The organism is Janthinobacterium sp. Mn2066, assembly GCF_049319705.1.
Classification (GTDB): domain Bacteria; phylum Pseudomonadota; class Gammaproteobacteria; order Burkholderiales; family Burkholderiaceae_D; genus Janthinobacterium.
In genome coordinates this window covers 84841-106729 of record NZ_JBMOUF010000002.1, presented here as the reverse complement: position 1 = coordinate 106729, position 21889 = coordinate 84841, and the positions used below count along the sequence as shown (strand labels likewise).

Annotated in this window: 22 protein-coding genes; 12 read left to right on the top strand and 10 right to left on the bottom strand. The window is 63.9% G+C overall.

What is annotated here, in order from left to right; all coding sequences use genetic code 11:
- Positions 1-217: 217 nt before the first annotated feature.
- Both ACL9RI_RS03815 and ACL9RI_RS03810 read right to left on the bottom strand, forming a co-directional pair.
- Positions 218-466, bottom strand: a complete 249-nt coding sequence (locus tag ACL9RI_RS03815; protein ID WP_183745449.1) for a hypothetical protein — start codon at positions 464-466, stop codon at positions 218-220.
- A 123-nt stretch (positions 467-589) separates the two neighbouring features.
- Entirely contained in the window at positions 590-826 is a 237-nt protein-coding gene (locus ACL9RI_RS03810) for a hypothetical protein (RefSeq protein WP_422725253.1), read from the bottom strand.
- Positions 827-1016: 190 nt separating this feature from the next.
- Between ACL9RI_RS03810 and ACL9RI_RS03805 the strand changes: the two genes are divergently transcribed.
- Positions 1017-1874, top strand: a complete 858-nt coding sequence (locus tag ACL9RI_RS03805) for an MBL fold metallo-hydrolase (RefSeq protein WP_422725252.1) — start codon at positions 1017-1019, stop codon at positions 1872-1874.
- Between the two features lie 42 nt (positions 1875-1916).
- Here ACL9RI_RS03805 and ACL9RI_RS03800 read toward each other — a convergent pair whose 3' ends face one another.
- Positions 1917-2141, bottom strand: coding sequence for a hypothetical protein (locus ACL9RI_RS03800; protein WP_422725251.1), 225 nt, complete (start codon positions 2139-2141; stop codon positions 1917-1919).
- A gap of 89 nt (positions 2142-2230) precedes the next feature.
- Positions 2231-3688, bottom strand: coding sequence for a M20/M25/M40 family metallo-hydrolase (locus tag ACL9RI_RS03795; RefSeq protein ID WP_422725250.1), 1458 nt, complete (start codon positions 3686-3688; stop codon positions 2231-2233).
- Positions 3689-3848: 160 nt separating this feature from the next.
- Here ACL9RI_RS03795 and ACL9RI_RS03790 point away from each other — a divergent pair, with 160 nt between their 5' ends.
- The 3 genes from ACL9RI_RS03790 to ACL9RI_RS03780 all read left to right on the top strand — a co-directional run bounded on the left by ACL9RI_RS03790 (position 3849) and on the right by ACL9RI_RS03780 (position 6037).
- Entirely contained in the window at positions 3849-4391 is a 543-nt protein-coding gene (locus ACL9RI_RS03790) for a GNAT family N-acetyltransferase (protein WP_422725249.1), read from the top strand.
- A gap of 119 nt (positions 4392-4510) precedes the next feature.
- Positions 4511-4945 carry a glycine zipper 2TM domain-containing protein gene (locus tag ACL9RI_RS03785; protein ID WP_422725248.1) on the top strand — a complete coding sequence of 145 codons (435 nt, stop codon included), beginning with the start codon at positions 4511-4513 and terminating at the stop codon, positions 4943-4945.
- Between the two features lie 147 nt (positions 4946-5092).
- Entirely contained in the window at positions 5093-6037 is a 945-nt protein-coding gene (locus ACL9RI_RS03780) for a PP2C family protein-serine/threonine phosphatase (protein WP_422725247.1), read from the top strand.
- Positions 6038-6041: 4 nt separating this feature from the next.
- Here the strand turns inward: ACL9RI_RS03780 and ACL9RI_RS03775 are convergent, their stop codons facing one another.
- Both ACL9RI_RS03775 and ACL9RI_RS03770 read right to left on the bottom strand, forming a co-directional pair.
- Complete coding sequence (locus tag ACL9RI_RS03775; RefSeq protein WP_422725246.1) at positions 6042-6482, bottom strand: DUF2177 family protein; 441 nt, start codon at positions 6480-6482, stop codon at positions 6042-6044.
- A gap of 40 nt (positions 6483-6522) precedes the next feature.
- Complete coding sequence (locus tag ACL9RI_RS03770) at positions 6523-6813, bottom strand: hypothetical protein (RefSeq protein WP_422725245.1); 291 nt, start codon at positions 6811-6813, stop codon at positions 6523-6525.
- On the opposite strand from ACL9RI_RS03770, the gene ACL9RI_RS03765 reads away from it, so the two are divergent.
- The 5 genes from ACL9RI_RS03765 to ACL9RI_RS03745 all read left to right on the top strand — a co-directional run bounded on the left by ACL9RI_RS03765 (position 6812) and on the right by ACL9RI_RS03745 (position 13451).
- Positions 6812-8365: an FHA domain-containing protein gene (locus ACL9RI_RS03765; protein ID WP_422725244.1), complete on the top strand. Its 1554-nt coding sequence runs from the start codon at positions 6812-6814 to the stop codon at positions 8363-8365. The genes ACL9RI_RS03770 and ACL9RI_RS03765 overlap by 2 nt on opposite strands.
- A gap of 360 nt (positions 8366-8725) precedes the next feature.
- The gene (locus ACL9RI_RS03760) at positions 8726-9319 is read left to right on the top strand and encodes a metal-dependent hydrolase (RefSeq protein ID WP_422725243.1); all 594 of its coding nucleotides are present in this window, start codon (positions 8726-8728) and stop codon (positions 9317-9319) included.
- A gap of 128 nt (positions 9320-9447) precedes the next feature.
- Entirely contained in the window at positions 9448-9951 is a 504-nt protein-coding gene (locus tag ACL9RI_RS03755) for a sigma-70 family RNA polymerase sigma factor (RefSeq protein WP_422725242.1), read from the top strand.
- On the top strand, positions 9951-10916 hold the full coding sequence (locus ACL9RI_RS03750; RefSeq protein ID WP_422725241.1) for a FecR domain-containing protein: 966 nt from the start codon (positions 9951-9953) through the stop codon (positions 10914-10916). The genes ACL9RI_RS03755 and ACL9RI_RS03750 overlap by 1 nt, the downstream gene beginning before the upstream one ends.
- Before the next feature lie 114 nt (positions 10917-11030).
- Complete coding sequence (locus ACL9RI_RS03745) at positions 11031-13451, top strand: TonB-dependent siderophore receptor (RefSeq protein WP_422725240.1); 2421 nt, start codon at positions 11031-11033, stop codon at positions 13449-13451.
- Between the two features lie 4 nt (positions 13452-13455).
- Here ACL9RI_RS03745 and ACL9RI_RS03740 read toward each other — a convergent pair whose 3' ends face one another.
- The 4 genes from ACL9RI_RS03740 to ACL9RI_RS03725 all read right to left on the bottom strand — a co-directional run bounded on the left by ACL9RI_RS03740 (position 13456) and on the right by ACL9RI_RS03725 (position 19405).
- Positions 13456-14343: a pirin family protein gene (locus ACL9RI_RS03740; RefSeq protein ID WP_422725239.1), complete on the bottom strand. Its 888-nt coding sequence runs from the start codon at positions 14341-14343 to the stop codon at positions 13456-13458.
- On the bottom strand, positions 14340-14738 hold the full coding sequence (locus tag ACL9RI_RS03735; protein WP_422725238.1) for an OsmC family protein: 399 nt from the start codon (positions 14736-14738) through the stop codon (positions 14340-14342). Before ACL9RI_RS03735 ends, ACL9RI_RS03740 begins: the two co-directional genes overlap by 4 nt.
- A gap of 142 nt (positions 14739-14880) precedes the next feature.
- A complete protein-coding gene (locus ACL9RI_RS03730) occupies positions 14881-17175 on the bottom strand; it encodes an SUMF1/EgtB/PvdO family nonheme iron enzyme (RefSeq protein WP_422725237.1) in 2295 nt (764 codons plus the stop codon).
- Positions 17176-17194: 19 nt separating this feature from the next.
- The gene (locus ACL9RI_RS03725) at positions 17195-19405 is read right to left on the bottom strand and encodes a hypothetical protein (protein ID WP_422725236.1); all 2211 of its coding nucleotides are present in this window, start codon (positions 19403-19405) and stop codon (positions 17195-17197) included.
- Positions 19406-19729: 324 nt separating this feature from the next.
- Here ACL9RI_RS03725 and ACL9RI_RS03720 point away from each other — a divergent pair, with 324 nt between their 5' ends.
- The 3 genes from ACL9RI_RS03720 (at position 19730) to ACL9RI_RS03710 (ending at position 21861) form a co-directional block, all read left to right on the top strand.
- Entirely contained in the window at positions 19730-19987 is a 258-nt protein-coding gene (locus ACL9RI_RS03720; protein WP_422725235.1) for a hypothetical protein, read from the top strand.
- Positions 19988-20120: 133 nt separating this feature from the next.
- A complete protein-coding gene (locus ACL9RI_RS03715; protein ID WP_422725234.1) occupies positions 20121-20702 on the top strand; it encodes a YXWGXW repeat-containing protein in 582 nt (193 codons plus the stop codon).
- Between the two features lie 136 nt (positions 20703-20838).
- On the top strand, positions 20839-21861 hold the full coding sequence (locus ACL9RI_RS03710; RefSeq protein WP_422725233.1) for a transporter: 1023 nt from the start codon (positions 20839-20841) through the stop codon (positions 21859-21861).
- Positions 21862-21889 lie beyond the last annotated feature (28 nt).

Here is a 21889-nt window from a genome sequence, read left to right as displayed (position 1 = left end):
ATACAAGGGATAGAGGCGGGATAAGTGCACACGGGCGATGTGACAATTCCATCGTCATGCATTTCAAAAATGTTTCATGGAGAAACATTGAAACACATTGAAACGTCGATTGAAATCAAACAGGAGACGCAGATGGCAGCGCGGCCAACAAAGTGCTGGCCGCGCAGGATGGCAGACAGGCGGCAAGCGCCGGCTGCCCCGGAGTCACTGAACCGTATCAGGCCAGCCGCACCAGCGGGTTGGCGATGATGTTATCGACCTGGCGGATCGCTTCGTCGCAGGCGGCAGCGATGGCCTCGTCCTCATCGTCGCGCACGAATTGCATGGTCGAGCCTTCGAACACTTCCACCCCGTCGGCGCCGGCGCGTTCGATATCGCAGCTGGCCGACCATTTGCCGTCACCGGTAGGCACGGCCAAAGGAACGATCTCCCAGCCTTTATAATGAATTTTGGAACTGTTGCTCATGGGTGGCCTCCTTGCGGGTAGTTGAATCAAGCTTCCTGGTGAGGGAAATCCTAGCATGAAGCACGGCCGGCCGCGATGTGTTTCAGCGGAAGCGCGCCAGCCAGCTAAACAATTTACACCAGATCAAGGACGCAGCAGATTGTCCACCTCGATTTTCGCCACTTCAAAACCGGCCACATAGGCCGCTTCGGGGTCGGCATGGCCGCCCAGGGTGCGGCTGCGACTCACTTCCAGTGCATCGGATTGGCCGTCGCGCTGCAAGCGGTAGCTGAAATCCCATAAATCGTCATTGTCCTTTTGCGGCGTCACTGAAATCGTAAAACCGCGGTACTGTTCGTTGCGTGCTGTGGTGTCAGGCATGGTTTTCCTCTTTCTCCTAAGCTGGTACAGACGAGATTAGCACGCGGCGCGGATCAGGGTGCGCACGACAGCTAGCCATCCCTTTATTTGCTTTTCGCATATCGAGAGCGCATTTTTAGCATTTTCTTATCCGGCTGTGGCGATATAATGACCATCCCTGTCACGGACCCAGCCTTTCCCTGCCGCCACGATGAATCCACAAATCCAAGCTTTCTTCGATCCTGCCACCGCCACCGTGACCTATGTCGTGTATGCGGCCGATGGCGGCGAATGCGCCATCATCGATTCCGTGCTCGACTACGACCCGAAAGCGGGCCGCACCTCGACCACTTCGGCCGACAAGGTAGTCGCTTTCGTGCGCCAGCATGGCTTGCAATGCCGCTGGCTGCTGGAAACCCATGCGCATGCGGACCACCTGTCGGCCGCGCCCTATCTGCAGCAGCAGCTGGGTGGCGACGTGGCCATCGGCGCGGCCATCCAGACGGTGCAGCAAGCGTTTTCCCAGGTCTATCACCAGGATGGCGCGCAGGCGGACGGCTCGCAGTTCGATCAATTATTTGCGCCCGACCAGGTCTTCCACATCGGCGAGCTGGAAGTGCGCGCGCTGCACGTGCCTGGCCATACGCCGGCCGACCTGGCGTACCAGATCGGCGACGCCGTCTTCGTGGGCGACACCCTGTTCATGCCCGACGTGGGTTCGGCCCGCTGCGATTTTCCCGGCGGCTCGGCGACCCTGCTCTATCGCTCCGTGCAGCGCTTGCTGTCGCTGCCGCCGCAAACGCGGCTGTTCATGTGCCACGACTATCCGCCCAACGGCCGTCCGCCGCGCTGGGAAGTGACGGTGGCCGAACAGCGGGCCAGCAATATCCACCTGCACGACGGCGTCACGGAAGCGCAGTTCGTGGCCATGCGCACGGCGCGCGACCGGACCCTGGACATGCCGACCCTGATCCTGCCCGCCATCCAGGTCAATATCAATGCCGGCAAGCTGCCGGAGCCGGAAGAAAATGGCGTGCGCTACTTGAAAATACCGCTGAACGCGATCTAGGCAAGGGCGCGCCCGCACCTTGCCAGCACAGGCGGTGCAGCGCTATGCCGGCTGCGCCCGCCGCCACAACTGGCGCTGGCCGATGCTCAGGCGTTCCATCTCGCCGGCGGCCAGCAGCCGCTCCAGCGCGGCCGCAATCACCGGCGGTGAAAAACTGCCATCGAGCCACCACTGCGCCACGCCTTCGAGCGTGTCGGCGCCGTGCGGATACGCGGCCAGGTGGGAACGGATCATACCGATGGCGATCTCGATGTCGTCTTGTGTCATATCCGTAAGATCATTGTTTGTTGGAAAAATGGCGAAGCTGCCCGCAGGCGGCGGGCCACGCCGGCCAGGCGGTGGCCCGTGCTGCAGTCTTACTCGTCCTGCGCCGGCGCGCGGCCGATTTCGCCATCGATATTGGCCAGGAACCAGGCCAGCGAAGACATCAGCGCCACGTTGCGCTTGAGGTTTTGAGGGTCGACCTTGTCCAGCGTATCGGCTGGCGTATGGTGGTAATGGAAGTAGCTATGGCTGTCGACCAGCGGCTCGAAGCTCGGTACGCCACCTTTTTCCAGGCGGTGCAAGTCGCCCGTTTCCAGCGCATCGCGGCGCGTAAAGGCATTCGCGCCGATCGGCTGCAGCGATGCCAGCAAGGGCGCGAACAGTTTTTCCGCTTTCGGGCCCACGCTGGCCTTGATGCCGAATGGCCGGCCGGCGCCGCTGTCCATCTCGATCGCCGCATACTGCTTGAGCAGGGCATTTTTATTCGCATCAAAATAGGCCTGGCCGCCACGGCCGCCGTTTTCCTCGTTCATCCAGGCGATCACGCGGATCGTGCGGCGCGGATGGTAATCGAGCTTTTTCAGGGTTTCCAGCACGCCCATGGCAGACATGATGCCGGCGCCATCGTCATTGGCGCCGGTGGCCAGGTCCCAGGAATCGAGGTGGCCCGACACCACCACCACTTCATCGGCCTTGTCGGTACCCGGCCAGTCGGCGATCACGTTGTAGCTATCGGCGTCAGGCAAGGTTTGCGGGGTCAGGGTCAGATGCATTTTCATGGGGCCGCGCGCGGCCAGGCGGCCGATCAGCAAGGCGTCTTCGACGGTGACGGCGGCGGCCGGAATACGCTTGCCGTCTTCCAGTCCCGTGGCGCCAGTGTGCGGAATGCGGAAATTGGCGCCGCCGATCGAGCGCACCAGCGCGGCGGCGGCGCCCAGTTCAGCGGCCGCCTTGGGTCCATTGAAGCGGAAGCGCGAACCCTGGCCATAGCTGACGCCAGCCAGGCCCCGGTCCGCCATTTCCTGGTCGAACGGCGTGTCGATCAGCACGATGGCGCCCTTCACTTCGGCCGCGCGCGCCTTGAGTTCTTCAAAACTCTTCACGATCACCAGCGGCGCCGTCAGGCCGGCCGCTGGCGTCGCGCCCGAACCGCCCAGGGCCGTCAGGACCACGCGCTGGCTGATGCCTTGCGGACGGCCTGCATAGTCGACGATTTCCGCCGTTTCCACGCCGCGCACCCAGTGCGGCACCTTGACCGGCTGCAGGGTGACGGTGGCGCCCAGCTTGCGCATGGTGTCCGCCACTTGCTGCACGGCCGCTGCTGCACCAACAGAACCGGACAGGCGCGGACCGATCAGGTCCGTCAGGTCGCTCAACTGGGTATAGGCCCAGTCGCTTTGCAGCGCGGTGTCGCGGATTTTTGCCAGCGCTTGCGGATCATTGCCAGGCGTCGCTGCCAGGGCGCTAGCGCTGACCATGCAGCCGAAGACGATGGTGGAAATGGAGCGGGACAGGATGGAGCGCGGCGCGCCAGTCAGGACGGTATGCATAAAGATAGGGTTCCAGTATCGAAGGGGAAACAATTGCGGTGCAGCCTGTCACGATAGCGTATTTATTCTGTCACTGCAGCAACTTTTGTCCAGCAGCGCCATTGCTTGCAACATCTTGTTTGGATTACCATGAAGTTCGTCCTCGCCACTGGAACCCGCCATGCTCAAGGGAACACTTTGCACCGTCCGGCATCTGCTCGCCGCCGATCTCAATGACTATATTGCGAAGGTCAACGACCTGCCCTCGCGCGGGGAATTCTTTTCCATGCAGTTCAAGTCGCCCGAAGCGATGCGGCGCGAATTCCTGCAGACGGGACTGGTCAGCGAAGACAGCGAGCTGTTTCTGATCGAGGACTTGCACCAGAACATCATCGGCACCATCACCCACTTCAAGAGCCGCACGCCGGCCGGGCGCGAAATCGGCTACCGCCTGTTCGACCCGCAAAGGCGCGGACGCGGCTACACCACCGAGGCGACGCGCCTGCTGATCAACTACCTGTTCATGGCCTACCCCTACCATCGGCTGGAACTGCTGATGGATCCGTTCAACACGGCGTCCGAACGCATCGCGCAAAAATGCGGCTTTACGCAGGAAGGCTTGATGCGGCAGGCGTTCTTCATCAATGGCGCCATGCACGATGTCAAAATGTACAGCCTGTTGCGCCATGAATGGCAGGCCAACCTGGCGTTGGCTCAAGGCTGAGTTGTTACCACCTTGCCTTGAATGTAATAAGTTGTATTAGACGTGGAAGCGGCACGAACGTGCGGATATAGTCCCTACATGCAGATCATTGTGATCTCGCCGAAATGGAAGGAAATGCCATGTTGAACAAAACACTCCTGGGTGCGGTAATGGTAGCGTCAGTGGCTGTCTCATCGGCCGCAGTCGCCGGCGACCGCGACTTCAATACTGTTGCAGGCGCCGTCGTTGGAGCGGCCATCGGCCACAGCACTGGCGGCCGTGACGGCGCGATCGTGGGTGGCGTGATCGGCGCCGCCGTCGGCAACAGCATCAGCACGAACGACCGCTATTACAACGGCGGCTACCGTGGCGGCTATTACCAGCCAGCGCCGCAGCCCGTGTATTACCAGCCTGCGCCGCAACCGGTCTACTACCAGCCTGCCCCGCAGCCCGTGTATTACGCGCCGGCCCCGCGCTACTACGGCCCGCCTGCCGTGATTTATGTGCAGCCGCGCGGCTACTACCATGACCGCGGCCGCTGGGAAGGCCGTGGCGGATACGGCTGGCGCCGTTAATCGGGCCCGGTTCTTCAGCAAAAACCTGCGCAGCCTGGCTGCCGCAGGTTTTTTTCATGTGGACGCAGTTGCTTTTACCATATCTCTTTCAGACAATATCGGCTAAGCTGTGCCCATGATCAATAGTGATACCCATGCAATTAATTCATGTATTTAATTAAGGATGGCCTGGATTTCGGTCCCTGGCTCGCTGCCGCCGCCGGCAGCAGCATCGGTGCAGGCCCGACACCGCGACGGGAAAACCAGGACAATTTCCTGCTGATCGACGGTAGCGGCAATGCCGTGTACCTGTCGCAGCAAGCGCCGCTGCGCTGCCAGGTCGCCAACTGGCCGGCCGGCCATGTGCGGGCAGCCGTACTCGATGGCATGGGCGGTCATGGACATGGCCGTGAAGCGGCCGAAGCGGCCGTGCAAGGCTTGCTGCAACTGCCCGCCTGCCGCGATTGCGCCACGCTGGCCACCGGCCTCGATGGATTGCACACCCGCCTGCAAACCAGTTTCGAGCTGCCGCCGCTGGTGGCGGCGCGCCCGCCCGGCACCACCCTGACCCTGCTGGAAATCGCGCCAGGCCAGGCGCCGCTGCTGTATCACGTGGGCGATTCGCGGCTTTACGAAATTGCCGATGGCACAGCCAGCAGTCTGACAGTGGACCACGTGCCGGCCACCGTGCACGCCATGCACGGCCGGCTCAACGAAGCGCAGTGGCGCTTGCGCGTGCATGGCGAACACCACCCGCAAATCTCGCAAGCTTTTATATTGGGCAATGCCATCGGCGACACGCAGCAACTCGACAAACCGCTGCAGGCGCTCGACGCCGGCAATTTGCCGCCTTTCCTTGCGCATCTGGCCGACCGCCGGGTGCTGCAGGTGCGCAGCGATGCGCTGTATCTGCTGGCCAGCGATGGCTTCTGGGCCTGCGCCGACCCGCAGGCGGCCGTGGGCCGCTGGCCAGGCTTGTGTGCAGGTAAAACCGCCGCACAGGCGCTGGCCGCCATCTTCGACGACTTCCTGGCCAGGCCGCCGCTGGGCATGCATAGCGATAACCTGACCATGCTGGCCCTGCGCTTTACGCCACCTGGCGCAACCGGCTGATCAATTACCTGGGCGCCGCCTGCAGCCGGCTGGCCGCCAGCCAGGCAGCCGCGCCCGTCACACCGGACAGCACGGCGCCCCAGGCGATATCGATGAACGTCAGCGCGAGCGGCCAGCCCTGCAAGGTGGCGTAATTGCTCAAGTCATAGGTGCCATAGGCCACCAGTCCCAGCAAGGCGGCCAGCCGGACCGCCGTGCGCCAGTTGCGTGCCCGCAAACCCGGCAGGATGGCAAATACCAGCAAACCCCATGCATACAAGAGGTAGAACAGGATCGCCGGCAACCAGCGCGGCTGCTCCAGCAGCAACGCCCCCAGATAGCGGGCGTACAGGGGGCCCATCAGCAAGCCCAGCCATAAACCATCGATCAGCAGCAGCACGCACAGGGCGCTGCAATAGGCGACGGCCAGCTGGGGCCAGCGGATGGCAAGTGGAGGATTGAGCATGATTGTTTTTCCAGGCAAGAAAATCGCAGGCGTATCAATGTCAGGCCAGCATACACCGGCTTGCCCGCGCCTGCCGTCTTGCTGGCGTTAAGCGGCGGGTCGAGCAGACAAAGACGAAGTTGTTTAAAATAGGTATCTGGAAATCCACAATATATGATTTAAAGCAATAGTTTCCGGGATGGTTAAAGGCATGACGGATTTTGCTGGTGTTTTTATCCAAAAAACACGGCACGGCTTGCTGTGCTGGTTGCCAAGCCAGCCCAAATGCGCGTAAGCTCTCAGGTATAACAGAGGGCGCCATGCCCCCACCCGGTTCGAGCCAGAATGTCATGAAAAAATGCAGTAATCCGGAGCACCCGCACTGTACGTTCTGGGTCTTGCCTGGTGACAGCGTCTGCGCGGGCAACCACCCGCAAGCAGCCGCTCCCGCCAGCAGCTATGACTTGTTGAACGCAGCGCGCAGCGCCCGTTCCGAGCAATCGGCAACGGCGCCTGTGCGTGCGCCCGTGCCTGCCATGACCCCGGCCATCACTGCGGCGTCCGCCGCGCCCACACCCTCTGCCACGGCGGCTAAGGTGGCGTACCAGCCCGTGCAAGCCCATTTGCATATCAGCGGCTTCGACCCGCGCGCCGCTGGCGGACGGCAAACCCTGAAAATGGAATTGCGCGGCATGGCCGCCAACTGCGCGCCACAACTGACCTTGCGCCTGCGCTCGGACCTGATCCCGCGTGGACAGGTGCAGCATGACTTCGTGCGCACCACGCGCGGCGACTGGCGCCCCGTCTTCGTTGAATTTTCTTCTCGCAACAAGGAGCATGGGCAATACCAGATCGACGTGGAAGTACAAAGCCACCTCGAAGGCGCGGTGGCGCAAAAATGGGTCTGCACCTTCGTCATCCTGGTGCCGCGCCGCGACGCCACCCTGACCGAAATCCACCAGATCTTCCTCAGCACGCATAAAAATGTGCGCGTGATGGCCGATGACGCATCGATTGCCCGCGTGCGCGGTGGCGATGGCTGCAATCTCGACGTGACGGCCCGCAATGCCGGCATCGCCCACGTGGATCTGTCCGCGCCGCAAGGCAAGATCGACATGGGCTTTACCACCATTGCCTGGGATGAAGAACTGATCGAAGTCGACTTGCCCGCCGACAGCCAGGTCCATCCGCATCCCAGCGACGCGGCATGCCTGGTCAACGCGGCGCCGGAAGCGGGCGCACAGCGCCAGATCCGCCTGTTTGCGCTGGCCGAATGCACCTTGGGCCGTTTCGAGCTGGTCGATCCGGAAGCCGATGTATTGCTCAGCCATTTCAGCCTGGACGGCCAGGACAACAATGGCTTGACGCGCCGCCTGTCCGGGCGCCACGCCGTCATCCGGCGCGGCCAGCAAGGCTTTGAAATCGAAGATGTGTCGCGTTATGGCTTGCTGCTCGACGGCGTCTGGCCTGGCAAGCACAAGCCAGTCCCCCTGCGCCTGGGCATGCGCATCGAAATGAGCGCCAGCATCAAGGGCATCGTCGTCCTCAGCGTGACAGCCTTGCTGCAGCATGGGGTAATCCTGCACCGCATCGACCAAGGTGCGCATGCGGAATGTTTTTACCTGCTGACGCCGGAAACCCAGCCTGTCTCGCTGCCACAGGCCAACGCATCGGCACCGAACGCGGCCGCCCTGCCCGTGCTGTTCCACCGCGATGGCGGCTTCTGGCATCTGGACCCGGCCAGCGGCAAGCAAACGCCGTTGGCGCCCGCCACGACACTCGACAAGCTCAGCGGTTTTGCGCGGCATAACCGCTTCGCCAGCGAACCATATCCGGAATGCTGGATCATCCGCACCGAAGGCGCCGGCCTGTGCGACAGCAGCAACGCCCTGCTGACGGCATAGGCTTGCCCTCATGCTGCAACGCTAACGCGGCGCCAGTATCAAAAACACCAGCGACAAGCCAATAATAAAGACCGCCTCCAGCGAAAAAACGATGGCCGGTATCTGCAATTCGCGCGGGATTTTCATGGCAACTCCCTTCTTGATCGTCTGCCTCTTATCAGCATAGCGCCCCTGTGGCCAACTGCATTAGCAGAGACACAACTCCCTTGCTGGCGCCACAAGCAGTGCCAGAAATGGATTTAACAAAATTTTTACATATATTCTGCAAATACCCTCGTCTGACGCCCCACGATACTGTATATTCATCCAGCTTATCTTTCCGACGTTTCACAATACGCCCGTCTGGCGTTTTACATTTCTATGGCTTCCAATAAAGCGCATCACGCGACTGGCTGGGCTGCCGGCGTGATCGCCGCAGCCGTGGTCGCGCACCTTGGCGCTGGCGGCCCCTATCAAGTGCTCAGCGTGCTCGCTTTTCTGATGGGCGCGCTGGGCGGCACGGCGCCCGACTGGATGGAAGTGGCCTGGTGGGCGCGCACGCATAAACTGTGGATCACGCACCGCACGTGGACGCACTGGGGCCTGGCCTGGATCGCCCTGCTCGCCTACAGCTACCTGCAATTGCCGCACCATCCCTGGGCGCCGCCCCTGTTCGGCTTTGCCGCAGGCGGCATCATGCACTTGCTGGCCGACTGGCCCAATCCGCTGGGCGTGCCATGGATCTTCCGCCGCCATTCGCTGCGCTGGTGGAAAAGCGGCCGGCACGACCTGATCGTCATCATCGCCGCCTGGCTGGCCGCCACCGTGGTGGCCGACCACGTCTTTTTCGACGGCGTCCACCTGCGCTACGCCAGCGGCGCCCTCGATAGCCTGCTGCATGGCGCCAGCGCCGCCTTGCATGCGACCTGGGCATCTCTGCAGCAGTGGCTGGCGGACTGGCGGCAAGGCGCTTGAGCTGAATTGACGTGGCGGCATAGTCAATGTGATAATGAGTATCATTCTCACACATCATCTTAACCAGCCCAGCCAGCCGGCACGCCGTGTTCCGTCAGCCCAGCTTATCCACTTATCCGGAGAACGCAGTGAGCAGCCACGTCCATGCCGCGCACCTGAAGACCTTGTACAGCGAACACCACGGCTGGCTGTATGGCTGGCTGCGCGGCAAGCTGGGCAATGCTGGCGACGCGGCCGACCTGGCGCAGGATACCTTCGTGCGCCTGCTGGGCAAACGCGATGCCGCGCCGCTGCGCGAACCACGCGGCTACCTGGCAACCATCGCGCGCGGCTTGCTGGTCGACCGCTACCGCCGCCAGGCGCTGGAACAAGCCTACCTGGAGGCGCTGGCCCGGCAAGCCGAACCGCAATCGATTTCCGCCGAAACGCACGCCATCATCATCGAAACCCTGCTGGCCATCGACCGCCTGCTCGACAGCCTGGGCCAGCGCACGCGCACGGTCTTCCTGCTGGCGCAAATCGAGGAACTGAGCTACGTGGACATCAGCGCCCGCCTCGGTATCTCGCTGCCCACCGTTAAAAAACACCTGGTGCGCGCCTATACGGAATGCCTGGTGCTGGCCGCCGCCTGATGTTTTCCCAGCGCGCCAACCGCCCCCGCATCGAGCGGGCCATCCTGGCCGCCGCCGCGCACTGGCATGTGGAATGCAAAAGCGGCACCGCCGACCCGGCCGCCCTGCAAAGCTGGCTGGCCGCCAGCGCCGAACACGCACGCGCCTGGACACTGCTGCAGCGCATGGATGGCCAACTGGGGGAGATTCCGGCCACCCTGGCCCTGCCCGCATTGCAGGCAGCCCAGGCGCGCCGCCGCGCTGCGGCCAAGGTGCTGGCGCTACTGGTAGCGGCCGGCGGCGGCATCTGGCTGGGCCAGGCCGGCCTGCCTGCCACGCCATGGCAGGCGTGGACGGCAGCGCTGCGCACGGCGCCTGGCCAGCGCCGCCATGTGCGCCTGGCCGATGGCGGCAGCCTGGAACTCAATACCGGCAGCGCCGCCGACATCGATTACACGGCCAGTAGCCGCCGCATCCGCCTGCACGAAGGTGAAATCATGCTGACCACGGCGCCCGACCCGCGCCCCTTCCTGGTCGAGACACAACACGGCGTGATCCGCGCACTGGGCACGCGCTTTGGCGTGCGCTGCGATGGCGCCAGCAGTATCGTCAGCGTGTTCGAGCATGCTGTGGAAGTGCGCTGCGCCAGCGCCAACGATGCGGTGCACCGTATCGAGGCGGGCCAGCAACTGCGCTTCTTCGCCAGTGGTGCAGAAAACACTACAACCATCGCAGCCCACCAGGATAGCTGGCTGCAAGGCATGCTGGTGGCCGCCGACTGGCCCCTGCAGCGCCTGGTCGATGAACTGTCGCGCTACCGGCGCGGCCACCTGGCCTGCGATCCCCTGATCGCGCACCGGCCCGTGACAGGCACTTACCGCCTGGACGATATCGACGCCGCTTTGGCCAGCCTGTGCGCTTCGCACCGGCTGCAAGTGACGTATTTCACGCGCTACTGGGCTACGGTTTCCGCCAGGCCGACATAATTTTGTCAGTTTTTTGTATTCAGGGGTTGCTGTTTCGGCGCCCTGCTTCGGCTTACTAGACAAACAGCCGATGCATATCGCCATACACCACCACCGAGAACAGAAAGACCGACCATGCACCTGAATCACCCTGTCCTGTCGACCATTGCCGTGGCGTGCGCCGCCGTCACCGCCGCGCCCGTGCTGGCGCAAAGCCAAGCTACCTACGCCATCCAGGCCGGCCCGCTGGCGAGCGCGCTAAACGACTTCGCCGTCGCCGCCGGCGTCAGCCTGTCGACCGATCCTGCACAAACGCGGGGCTTGCAATCGAACGGCTTGCACGGCAGCTACAAAGTGGCGCAGGGTTTCGCCCTGCTGCTGGCCGGCAGCGGCCTGGAAGCGGTGCAATTGCCGAACGGCGCTTATGTGCTGCGCCAGGCCAGCGTCACCGCGCCGCAGGCCGGCGGTGAAAAAGTCATGGCGCCCGTGCTGGTCAGCGCCAGCATGGAGCGCGACCCCGTCAGTGAACACAGCAACTCGTATGCGGCGCGCGCCGTCACCGTCGGCAAGGGCGTGCAAACCCTGCGCGAAATTCCGCAGTCAGTCAGCGTGATCACGCGCCAGAAGATGGACGACCAAAACCTCAACACCATCGATGCGGTACTGGCCAACACCACCGGCATCACCATGTATGACAGCCCGATGGGCGGGCGCTATGTGTATTCACGCGGCTTCATGATCGATACTTACCAGTTCGACGGCGTCAACCGCGCCATGTATTACCCGCAGGCGAACAGCTTTACCAGCAACACGGCGATCCTGGACCGGGTGGAAGTGGTGCGCGGCGCCACCGGCCTGCTGCAGGGCACGGGTGCGCCTGGCGCCGCCGTGAACATGGTGCGCAAGCGCCCGCTGGCCGACAAGCAGTTGCTGCTGTCGGCCAGCGCCGGACGCTGGAACGACTTGCGCGGCGAGATCGACGTCACCGGTCCCCTGAACGAAGCGGGCAGCATCCGTGGCCGCGCCGTGGCCGCACAGGAGCAGCGCGATTATTTTTATGACGTGGCCGACAGCCGTACCGACGTGCTGTATGGCGTACTGGAATTCGACCTGGCGCCAGGCAGCAAGCTGACGGCCGGCGCCAGCCATGAAAAACTGCACTCGCGGCCGTTCTTTTCGGGCCTGCCCCTGTACAGCGACGGCAGCGATCCGCATTTGCCGCGCTCGACCTTCATCGGCGCCAACTGGAACCGCTGGAACAGCCGCCAGAGCGCCGTCTTTGCCGAATTCGAGCACCGCTTCGACGCCGACTGGTCGTTGAAAGCCACCGCCAACTACACGCACGAGCGGCATGACGTGAAATACATGTTCAACCTGGGAGCGATCAACCCGGTCACCCAGGCCGGCATGATGCGTTATGACGGCGTGTTCGATTACGGCACCACCAACAAGGGCATCGACCTGTCGCTCGATGGCAAATTCGATGCCTTCGGCCGGCGCCATGGTTTCAGCGCTGGCGTGAACACCAACCGCCTGGAAAGCGACAGCGATTTCAGCCTGGCCATGCTCAGGCAGGGTATCAATCCCTGGCAGCCCGACCACGGCGTGGCCGAGCCAAGCGACGCCTGGCTGCGCGAACACAGCTACCGGGGCGCGCCCAGCCTGACCAGCATGCGCCAGACGGGCGCGTATGGCGTGGCCCGCTTCAGCGTCAGCGCCCCGCTCACGGTGGTGGCCGGCGCACGCGTCACGAATTACACATCGAGCAGCATCTACCGCGACACGGGCGCGCCCTACAGCGATCCGTACCGCGAAAACGGCGTCGTCACACCGTATGGCGGCCTGATCTATGCACTGGACCGGCAATGGTCCGCTTACGCCAGCGTGTCCGACATCTTCCAGCCGCAAAGCCAGCGCGACGCCGCCGGCGCCCTGATCGACCCACTGAAAGGCCGCAACCTGGAAGCGGGGATCAAGGGCGAACTGTTCGACGGCAAAGTCAATGCCTCGCTGGCGCTGTTCCGCATCGAGCAGAGCAACCGCGCGGAACTCGACCTGGTGAATGTCTGCTCATCGGGTTCGGAATGTTATATCTCGACGGGCAAGGTGCGCAGCGAGGGTATCGATGCGGAAATCAGCGGCGAAGTCGCGCGCGGCTGGCAGCTGTTCGCCGGCTATACCTTGAACAATTTCAAATACCTGGACCAGACCTCGAACGCGGGCATACAGTTTGCCAGCACCTTTTCGCCGCGCCACATGCTGCGCGCGTGGAGCGATTACCGCCTGCCAGGCGCCTTGCAGGCGTGGAGTCTGGGCGGCGGCGTGAACTTCCAGAGCGAAAGCTCGCGCATGACGCAAGCCATCACGGTGGCGCAGAAATCGTACGCGCTGTGGACGGCGCGCGCCGCTTACCAGATCGACCGCAACTGGAGCGCCTCGGTCAACGTGACGAATCTGTTCGACAAGCGCTACTACCAAACGGTGGGCGCGCCATCGTGGGGCAATTTTTATGGCGAGCCGCGCAAGGCCAGCATCAATTTGCGCGCCCGCTTCTAAGCGCCTAAGCCGAAGGACGCAGCGGCGCTTTCGGCAAGGGAATAAACTCCGTCTCGCCCGGCACTTGCCCCATGCGCTGGGCGCTCCAGTCGTCGGCCGCCTGCGACAGGCGCTCCTTGCTGGACGAGACGAAATTCCAGAACAGGAAGCGGTGGCCATCGAGCGGCTCGCCGCCGATCACCACGAACTGCGCCGGCCCGCTGCCCGCCGTCACAACAGGCGCCGTGCCCATTTCCAGCAAGGCCATGGTGTGCGGCGCCAAGGCTACGCCATCGACCAGCACGTCGCCGCTGATGGGGTAAATCGCCGCTTCCGCCGGCAAGCCGTCCAGGCGCAAGCTGCTGCCGGCCTGCAGCGCCACGTCGAGGTAGAGCGTCTCCATATACGTGCGCACAGGCGAGGTCTGGCCGAAGGCCGTGCCGATCAACACCTTCACCACCGCGCCGTCGAGCGATACGACGGGAATCTCCGCTTGCGGCGTGTGCGTAAAACTCGGCTCGTCTTCTTCATGCGCCTTCGGCAGCGCGGCCCACAGCTGCAAGCCATGCGTGCGGTGCGGCTGGCCCACCAGGTCGGGAGGGGTGCGTTCGGAATGCACGATGCCGCGCCCGGCCGTCATCCAGTTGATGGCGCCCGGTGCGATGCGCTGATACGAGCCGATGCTGTCGCGGTGGTCGATCGCGCCTTCGAACAGATAGGTGACCGTGGCCAGGCCGATATGCGGGTGGGGACGCACGTCGTGGTTGGCGTCGGGCGCCACGTCGATCGGGCCGAAATGATCAAAGAAAATGAAGGGACCCACAGCCTGTTTTACAGCCGATGGCAGCAAGCGCCGCACGACAAAGCCGCCGCCCAGGTCCTTTTCGTGGCTTTTCAGGATAGCCGCGCTCATGCCAGCACCGTCGTCACTTCAGTCGTCACGCTGGTCATCAGCTTGTGCAGCGGGCACTTGCCGGCCGCCGCCAATAATTCCTGGCGCTGGGCCTCGCTCAGCTCCCCCGTCAGGTGCAGGGTGGCGGCCAGGCGATACACGCCCTTGCGCTCTTCGCTGGCGTCGCGCTCGGTCGACACTTCCACGTGCTGCAGCGGGATGCCCTTGCGTTTCGCGTACCACAGCACCGTCAGCGCCTTGCAGGCTGACAGGGCCGCGTCATACAGGTCGTGCGGCGACGGTCCGGAGTCGCCGCCGCCCTCCTCGACCGAAGCATCGGCCGACAGGATGTGATCGCGGATGTGCACGATGTGGCGCATGGGCTGCGACTGGTCGCGGATGGCGGTGATGGTCATGGCTTTCCCTGGGGGTGTTTGAAAAACCACAATTTACACCGTTTGCCCGCTTTGCGCAGCCGCGCCAGCTATCGCTGCAACCCTGTTACTTGATGCGCAACAGCGCATCGACCGATAGCCGGGCGCATCCGCCAACAAGAAACTAGTCGAGGTTGCGCGCCACGCGAAAGCCCACGATATCATTCGACAGCACGATGGAAAAACCGTTGCGCAGGGCCGAACGCAGGTAGCGCGGGTGGTACAGCCATGAACCGCCGCGCAGAATGCGCCGGCTGCTGTCGCCGCCCTCTTCCCAGGCGCTGCCATCGACGGGCGCGCCTTCGTAATTGTCATGCACGATGTCCTGCACCCATTCCCATACATTGCCATGCATGTCGTACAAGCCCCAGGCATTCGGCGCAAACGTGGCTTGTGGGCTGGTGCCGCCCCGGTAGGCGCCGCGCGGGCCGCCGTTATAGATGTACAGGCCATCGTAATTGGCTTGCTCGGTGCTGATGGTATCGCCCACGTTGAAAGCCGTGCGCGTGCCGGCGCGGCAGGCGTATTCCCATTCCGCTTCGCTGGGCAGACGGTACACCTTGCCGGTTTTTTCCATCAGCCAGGCGATGTACAGCTGGGCGTCCTTCCAGCTGACGCCCACCACCGGGTGCAAATCGGTTTGCACGAAGCCGGGATTGTCCCAGTCCGTCTCCGCGCCGCCTTCCCAGCCGGTGGCCTTGACGAAGGCGCGCCACTCACCCACGCTGACCGGATGGCGCGCCAGCGCGAACGGCTTCGTGATGCCCACCCAGTGCTGCGGCGTTTCGCGTTCCAGCCAGGTCTTTTGCGAACCGGCCTTGATCGCCACCTGGTGTTCGGTCTCGTGCGCGCCCATCTGGAAACGTCCGCTGGGGATGCTCACCAGCTCCGGCCCCTGGCCCGAGCCATCGAGGAAAGCGTCGCGCAGCATGCCTTCGGCATTGACTTCCGGCGGTTCGGCAGCAGCTGTTTCTGCTGACTGTGGCGGCGGCTGTTCGCTGGCGGCAGGGCTGAGCGGCTTGGCCTGTTCTTTACGCGCCCGCTCCTGCTCGGCGCGGTAGGCCGCTTCGGCTTTCGCCTGGATCGCCTTGCGCTGCAATTCCTGGTGTGCCTGCAGGGCGGTGGCCGCATCGGCTTCGCGGCGCGCGCGCAACTGCCCGCGCAGCGCTTCCTTGCGCAGCTTGCGCGCTTCTTCCGCCTCGATTGCCCGCTGCGCTTCCTGCTCGCGGCGCAGCTTGTCCTGGCGCTGCTTTTCCTGCGCTGCCGCCTGGGCCTCGAGCTTGCGGCGCTGCTCCAGTTCTTCCTGACGCAAGCGGGCTTGCTTGCGTGCCTCTTCGGCCGCCAGCGCCGCCTGCTTTTGCTGTTCGGCCAGGCGCGACTGCTCCTGGCGCGCCAGTTCGGCCAGTTCTTCGGGCGTCGGTCCGGCCGCCCGCTCCAGCGCTTCGAGCAAGGCTTGCACCGATTGCGGGCGCAATTCCGGCGTCAGCGAAAAACCATTTTGCAGCACTTGCCACTGCGCCGCCTTGAGTGCCTGCGGCGCCGACGGCAAATGCTCCGCGCTGCGCGCATCGTCAAACGGCATGCGCCCTTCGAGCATCTGGTAAATCATCACGGCCACCGCATACACGTCCAGGCGCGGGCTGGGCTGGCGCTGGTGCGTGCCCGCCTCGGGCGGACGATAGCCGTGCGTGCCTGCGTTCGGCGTTTCCAGCCCCAGGCTGCTGCCCGCATTGCGCACGCGCGAAGCGATACCGTAATCGAGCAGCTTGACGTCGCCTTTCGCCGTCAGGAAGACATTGCCCGGCTTGATATCGCGATGTACCAGCTTGTGTTTTTCCCAGGCATACGACAGGGCCTCGGCCACCGGATGCAGCAATTGCTGCACGGTCGCCAGCGGCAGCGGCCCCTCGCGCGCCAGATAATGTTCGAGGTCTTCGCCATCGAGGCATTCCATGATGATGAAATAGCTGGCCGTGGCCGGATCCTGCGCCCATTCATACACGCGCACGATGTTTTCATGCGCGAGTTTCCTCGCCTGCGTGGCTTCCTCGATCAGCAGGCGGGCGTGCGTGGCGCTCTGCGTCAGCTGCGGCGGCAAAATCTTCAGGGCCACCATTTCGCTGCTGCCCAGTTCCGCATGCGTGGCCAGGTCGGTTGCCTGCCACACCTGCCCCATGCCGCCCGTGGCGATCAGCCGTTCGAGCCGGTAGCGGCGGTTTTGCGGACCGATTTCCTGGCCCGTCATGAAGCCCAGCTCCGTGCCCTGGCGCACCGGCACGGACGCGGCCACGCCACCCGGCGGCGCGTACTCGGCGTCGAGGATGGCGTTCTTGCGGTGCTCAAATTCCTGCTCGCTGAGCAGCCCGTCGTCGTGCAGGGCGCGCAGTTCCCGCAGTTTGTCTCGTGCTTTTTGCATCATCTCAGGTAAAAGGCTTCCTTCAAGGCTGCAGGGCTACGCCGCAGGTGGCGCAAAATTTATCGTCGGGATGGCCGCTGCGCTGGACATGGCCATTCTGGCAGCACGGCGTTTTCTGCGGCGAGACCGCCTCTTGCAACGGGCGCCGCTCTCGCTCGGCCTGGCCATCGCGGTAAGCGCGCTCCTGGGCCACGCTGTCTTGCGCCATGCGCATGGCGTCCAGCGGCGCGATGCTGTTCTCGGCCGCCGCCAGCGCCGCCAGCGCGTGGATCTGTTCGGCGCTCATGCCCGCCTGCAGCTGCGCCTTGAGCACTTGCGCCAGCGCGCCCGCATTCGGCCCGGCCGCCATCGCCAGCTTGCCCGTATCGCTCAGGGTGCCGATCTTTTCGATGCGGTCGATGTCGATACGCGCCAGTTCGGCGGCATGCGCCTGCTGCGCCAGCAGCGCTTCATATTCGCCCTTCCAGCGCGCATAATCGCTGTCGCGCTGCTGCGCCATGCCCAGCAGTTCACGCTGCCATTGCGCTTCGTGTTCCAGCTGGCGCAGTTGCTGGCGCTGTTCCTCCACGGCCAGCGCGTCGAGCTGCGCCAGGTGCGCCTGCTGCTGCAGCTGGCGCGCATGCACGCCGTCTGCCTCGATGGTGCGCAGCAGTTTTTCCTGCTGCGCGATGGCGTCCTCGCGCGCGCCGCCACGGCGCAGCGCCGCGACTTTTTCCGCCACTTCGGCCGCCTGCACCTGGGCCGCTTCGTCCTTGTGCGCTTCGGCGCGCAGCAGCTCGCGCTGGCGCGCCAGCTGCATCTGTTCTTCCCATTCCTGCACCCGCTCCGCTTCGCGCTGGCGCGCCGCGTTGGCCAGCACGGCCCCTTGCCAGACGGCCTTGTGCTGCTCCGCTTCCAGCTGCGCTTCGCGCTGGGCGGCGTCCGCCTCGGCCTGGCGCAAGCGCGCCAGCTGCGCGCGGCGGCCCGCTTCGTCATCGATCAGCAGCGCGCTTTCCACCTGCTGCGCGATCGACTGCAAATGCACCTGGTGCGTAAAGCGCTGCTGCGCCAGCTGGATCTGCTCGCGCCCGTTCAGCTGCGACAATTCCAGTTCGCTGCGCATCTTGATGGCGGCCAGCGCCCGCACATGTTCCCAGTGGGCCGCCTCGTCGGCGCGCTGCGCGCCCTTTTTCGCCAGCGCCTGTTCCAGCTCGCCCAGCGCCTCGGCCGCGCCATGGTCGAGCGCCTGGCGCCGCGACTTCGCTTCCAGGATGCGGCCATACAGGTCGATCTGGCGCCCGCGCAGCGCTTGCAGGCGCTCCGCTTCCTGGTGCGCCAGTTCGGCCCCCTCCACGGTCGCGTCCTGCCGCAATTCGGCGCGGCGGTGCGCATGGCGCGCCTTTTGTTCTTCGCTGCGGATGCGCTGCCACTCCTGTTCGTCGTACAGCTGGTCGAGCCGCTGCATCTCTTGCGCGCCCTGCTCCGGCGCGCCGCCCAGCCACAGGGTGCCGATGCTGGCGTCGCCAGCATCGAGTTTGTCATGGCGCAGGGCCAGTGTTTCCACCTGCGCCACGGCCAGGCCCGACTGGGCCAGGCGCTGCGTCAGGGACGATAACAGGCGTTCATTCAATTGCGGGCGCAGGTCGGCGTTGGCCTCCATCTCGCGCAGTGCGCGGCTGCCCGTAAATTCCAGCACGATCTGGCGCACGGAGGGCAGCAGCAAGGCGTGCAGGTGGGCGCGCGTGACGGCGCCCGGCGCGCGCATGAACTGGCGCGCAAACGCGTCGGGCTGGCCCAGGGTGACGCCGATACGGAAAGTAGCGGCAATATTCAGCAATTCGGTGCTGGCCAGGCCGGGCAAGTCGAACTCCAGCGACAGGCAATCAGCGCGGGCGATCAGCACTTCGGCCGGGCGCGCCGGCAGCAGGGCCGGCAAGCGCGCAAAAAAGGCCGCGCTGTCATAGTCGCCGGCAGGTATCACGGTAAAAGCATCCGATTGCACGATCCAGGCGCGCGACTCGGCAGGTACCTGCAGGCGCTTGGCCGCCGCGCCGAATAGCGAAGACAATTCGCGCACGCCGAAAAACAGGGCCAGCTGATCGTCCGCCAGGCGCCACTGGTTGGCGTGCAGCACCGTGTCGCTGCCGGGCGCGCCCAGCGACAGGCCGCATTGCGCGCAATAACCGGCGGCGGCGCCGTTCTTGTGTTCGCAGCGCGGACAGCGGGCGCCGCCAAAACCAAACAGTTGGAACATGTGTGACTCCTGAAGATATTGTTACGCCCACCTGACCAGGCTGCCATGCCGATTCTAGCAGGGTGGCCGGTCAAACACCGCCCTGCACCTTTGATCTGCAGCTTTAAATAATGCCATACAGCAATTGCATTCATATGACCGGATACAGGGCTATTTAGCCCTCAATTCGGCCGGTGGCGCCACTTGCCAGGCTTGCAAGCGTTTCAGCGCCGTTTTTTTGCAGGCTATCCCGCCAAAACCACGGCTGGTCGCAAGCGCATGGCGCCTGGGGCGGCAGGTGGCTACAGTACATTCATCCCCACCCGCCATCCGAGAGGAACGCTCATGAAAACCCTGAAAAACGCGCTGAACAGCATGGAACTCATCTTCACCGTGGCCGTCGCCGTTGCCTGCTCGGCCAGTTATGCCAGTTTCATGCAGACGCCAGCGGCTGACACGGCCAACACGGCCCAGTCCGCTTCCGCTGCCGCCATGCCCGTCGTTACCATCAGCGCCAGGCGCATGACGGCTGAAGAAAAACACATCTCGCTGATGCAGGAACGCCAGGCGCTGCTGGCCCGGCCTGCCGTGCATACGCTGTAGGGTGATCTTGTATCGGCAACGGATACATCGCTGGCAAGCATTGTGTCAGATGTAATAAGTTGCTTCAAAGACGAAATTACCGCCAGCAAATCGCTATAGTCCATTTCATGCCACCACCGAAATGGAGTCAACCATGAAAAGCCTCACGCAACCCCTCGCCGTCTATGCCGCCGCTGTCCTTGCCGTCAGCGCTTGCGCCTTCCTGCCTACGCAAGCCATGGCGCAAAGCCGGGTGGACGTGAGCATCGTCGTCAATAATGCCCCGCCGCCGCCCCGCTTCGAAAGCGTGCCTGCGCCGCGCCGCGGTTATGTCTGGGCGCCAGGCTATTGGGACTGGGATGGCCACCGCCATGTCTGGAACAGCGGCGTATGGGTGCGCGAACGGGGCGGCAACCAGTACCGCGGCGCCGTCTGGGTACAGCAGGGCAATGGCTGGCGCCTCGACCGTGGCGGCTGGGTCACGGTACAGCCGCAACCAGTCGTCTACGAGGAAATCGCCGTCGCCCCGCCACCGCCACGTTTTGAACGCCCGCCGCATCCGCGCTATGGCTATGTGTGGGCGCCCGGACACTGGGAATGGCGCGCCCGCAGCTACACCTGGTCGCCAGGCGTGTGGATCGCCGAACGCCCCGGCTATGTGTACGCGGCTCCGGTCTGGAGCCAGCGCGGCGGACACTGGCGCATGGAAGAAGGACGCTGGTCGCCCCGTGGCTAGCACCTGACAAGCCACCTAATAAGCTCATTTTTTAAATTGTGACAAGGCCGCCACACCGGGCGGCCTTTGTCATTTTCCTGTCATCTGGCTGTCATATAATCGCTGCAAGAACGCTTTGCGCAGAAAGTCAATCACGATGGCGATGGAAACTGCCGGTTTTACTTACGGCTCCGATACCTCAGGCCTGGTCTGGGGTTTTTTATTTGGCCGGACGGCGCAGCCGCTGGCGCTCGATTCCAATGCGGCGCAAGCCTGGCTGGACACGCCCCACCCGCCCCACGAATTCGTCTGGCTGCATTTCAACCTGTCGCACGCGGCGTGCGAGCGCTGGCTGCAAACGCATACCAGCCTGGCGGCGGAATTTTATGAAACCCTGCACCAGGGTTCGCGCTCGACGCGCATCGAGCAGGCTGAAAACACCCTGATCGCCGTGGTCAACGATGTGGTGCACAATTTTTCCTTCGAAGCGTCCGACATCGCCACCATGTGGTCCAGCGTGGCGCAAAACCTGGTGATCACGGCGCGCCGCGCGCCGCTGCAATCGATCGAGCGCCTGCGCCAGGCCGTGCTCAAGAATCACGAGCCGATACGCTCGTCGGTGGAATTGCTGATCCATCTGCTGCGCGACCAGGCCGACGTGCTGGTCAACATCGTGCGCGACGCCGTGGCCCGCGTCGATGATATCGAAGACCATTTATTGTCGGGACGTTTGACGCCCAAGCGCAGCGACCTGGGCGCCATGCGACGCGTGCTGGTGCGCCTGCAGCGGCTGCTGGCGCCCGAGCCGGCCGCCCTGTTTCGCCTGCTGCAACGCCCGCCTTCATGGATTTCGGAACTCGACAGCCTGGAATTGCGGCAATCGACGGAGGAATTTTCGGTGGTGCTCAGCGATATGTCGTCGCTGCAGGAACGCATCAAGCTGCTGCAGGAGGAAATCGCCGCCAGCGTCAACGAGGGCAATAACCGCAGCCTGTTCGTGCTGACCATCGTCACGGTGCTGGCCCTGCCGATCAACATCATCGCCGGCATGCTGGGCATGAACGTGGGAGGCATCCCGCTGGCCCAGCATCCGCAGGGCTTCTGGATCATCGTCGCCCTGATCGTCACGTTCACGGTGGTGGCCGGCTGGATCGTGGCGCGCATCCAGAGAAATAACTGACGATGGGACGGACAGGACGAACGGCCCG

Coding starts and splice junctions, on each gene's coding strand:
- ACL9RI_RS03815 (WP_183745449.1), bottom strand. CDS start 466: ATGAGCAACAGTTCCAAAATTCATTATAAAGGCTGGGAGATCGTTCCT.
- ACL9RI_RS03810 (WP_422725253.1), bottom strand. CDS start 826: ATGCCTGACACCACAGCACGCAACGAACAGTACCGCGGTTTTACGATT.
- ACL9RI_RS03805 (WP_422725252.1), top strand. CDS start 1,017: ATGAATCCACAAATCCAAGCTTTCTTCGATCCTGCCACCGCCACCGTG.
- ACL9RI_RS03800 (WP_422725251.1), bottom strand. CDS start 2,141: ATGACACAAGACGACATCGAGATCGCCATCGGTATGATCCGTTCCCAC.
- ACL9RI_RS03795 (WP_422725250.1), bottom strand. CDS start 3,688: ATGCATACCGTCCTGACTGGCGCGCCGCGCTCCATCCTGTCCCGCTCC.
- ACL9RI_RS03790 (WP_422725249.1), top strand. CDS start 3,849: ATGCTCAAGGGAACACTTTGCACCGTCCGGCATCTGCTCGCCGCCGAT.
- ACL9RI_RS03785 (WP_422725248.1), top strand. CDS start 4,511: ATGTTGAACAAAACACTCCTGGGTGCGGTAATGGTAGCGTCAGTGGCT.
- ACL9RI_RS03780 (WP_422725247.1), top strand. CDS start 5,093: ATGTATTTAATTAAGGATGGCCTGGATTTCGGTCCCTGGCTCGCTGCC.
- ACL9RI_RS03775 (WP_422725246.1), bottom strand. CDS start 6,482: ATGCTCAATCCTCCACTTGCCATCCGCTGGCCCCAGCTGGCCGTCGCC.
- ACL9RI_RS03765 (WP_422725244.1), top strand. CDS start 6,812: ATGAAAAAATGCAGTAATCCGGAGCACCCGCACTGTACGTTCTGGGTC.
- ACL9RI_RS03770 (WP_422725245.1), bottom strand. CDS start 6,813: ATGACATTCTGGCTCGAACCGGGTGGGGGCATGGCGCCCTCTGTTATA.
- ACL9RI_RS03760 (WP_422725243.1), top strand. CDS start 8,726: ATGGCTTCCAATAAAGCGCATCACGCGACTGGCTGGGCTGCCGGCGTG.
- ACL9RI_RS03750 (WP_422725241.1), top strand. CDS start 9,951: ATGTTTTCCCAGCGCGCCAACCGCCCCCGCATCGAGCGGGCCATCCTG.
- ACL9RI_RS03745 (WP_422725240.1), top strand. CDS start 11,031: ATGCACCTGAATCACCCTGTCCTGTCGACCATTGCCGTGGCGTGCGCC.
- ACL9RI_RS03740 (WP_422725239.1), bottom strand. CDS start 14,343: ATGAGCGCGGCTATCCTGAAAAGCCACGAAAAGGACCTGGGCGGCGGC.
- ACL9RI_RS03735 (WP_422725238.1), bottom strand. CDS start 14,738: ATGACCATCACCGCCATCCGCGACCAGTCGCAGCCCATGCGCCACATC.
- ACL9RI_RS03730 (WP_422725237.1), bottom strand. CDS start 17,175: ATGATGCAAAAAGCACGAGACAAACTGCGGGAACTGCGCGCCCTGCAC.
- ACL9RI_RS03725 (WP_422725236.1), bottom strand. CDS start 19,405: ATGTTCCAACTGTTTGGTTTTGGCGGCGCCCGCTGTCCGCGCTGCGAA.
- ACL9RI_RS03720 (WP_422725235.1), top strand. CDS start 19,730: ATGAAAACCCTGAAAAACGCGCTGAACAGCATGGAACTCATCTTCACC.
- ACL9RI_RS03715 (WP_422725234.1), top strand. CDS start 20,121: ATGAAAAGCCTCACGCAACCCCTCGCCGTCTATGCCGCCGCTGTCCTT.
- ACL9RI_RS03710 (WP_422725233.1), top strand. CDS start 20,839: ATGGCGATGGAAACTGCCGGTTTTACTTACGGCTCCGATACCTCAGGC.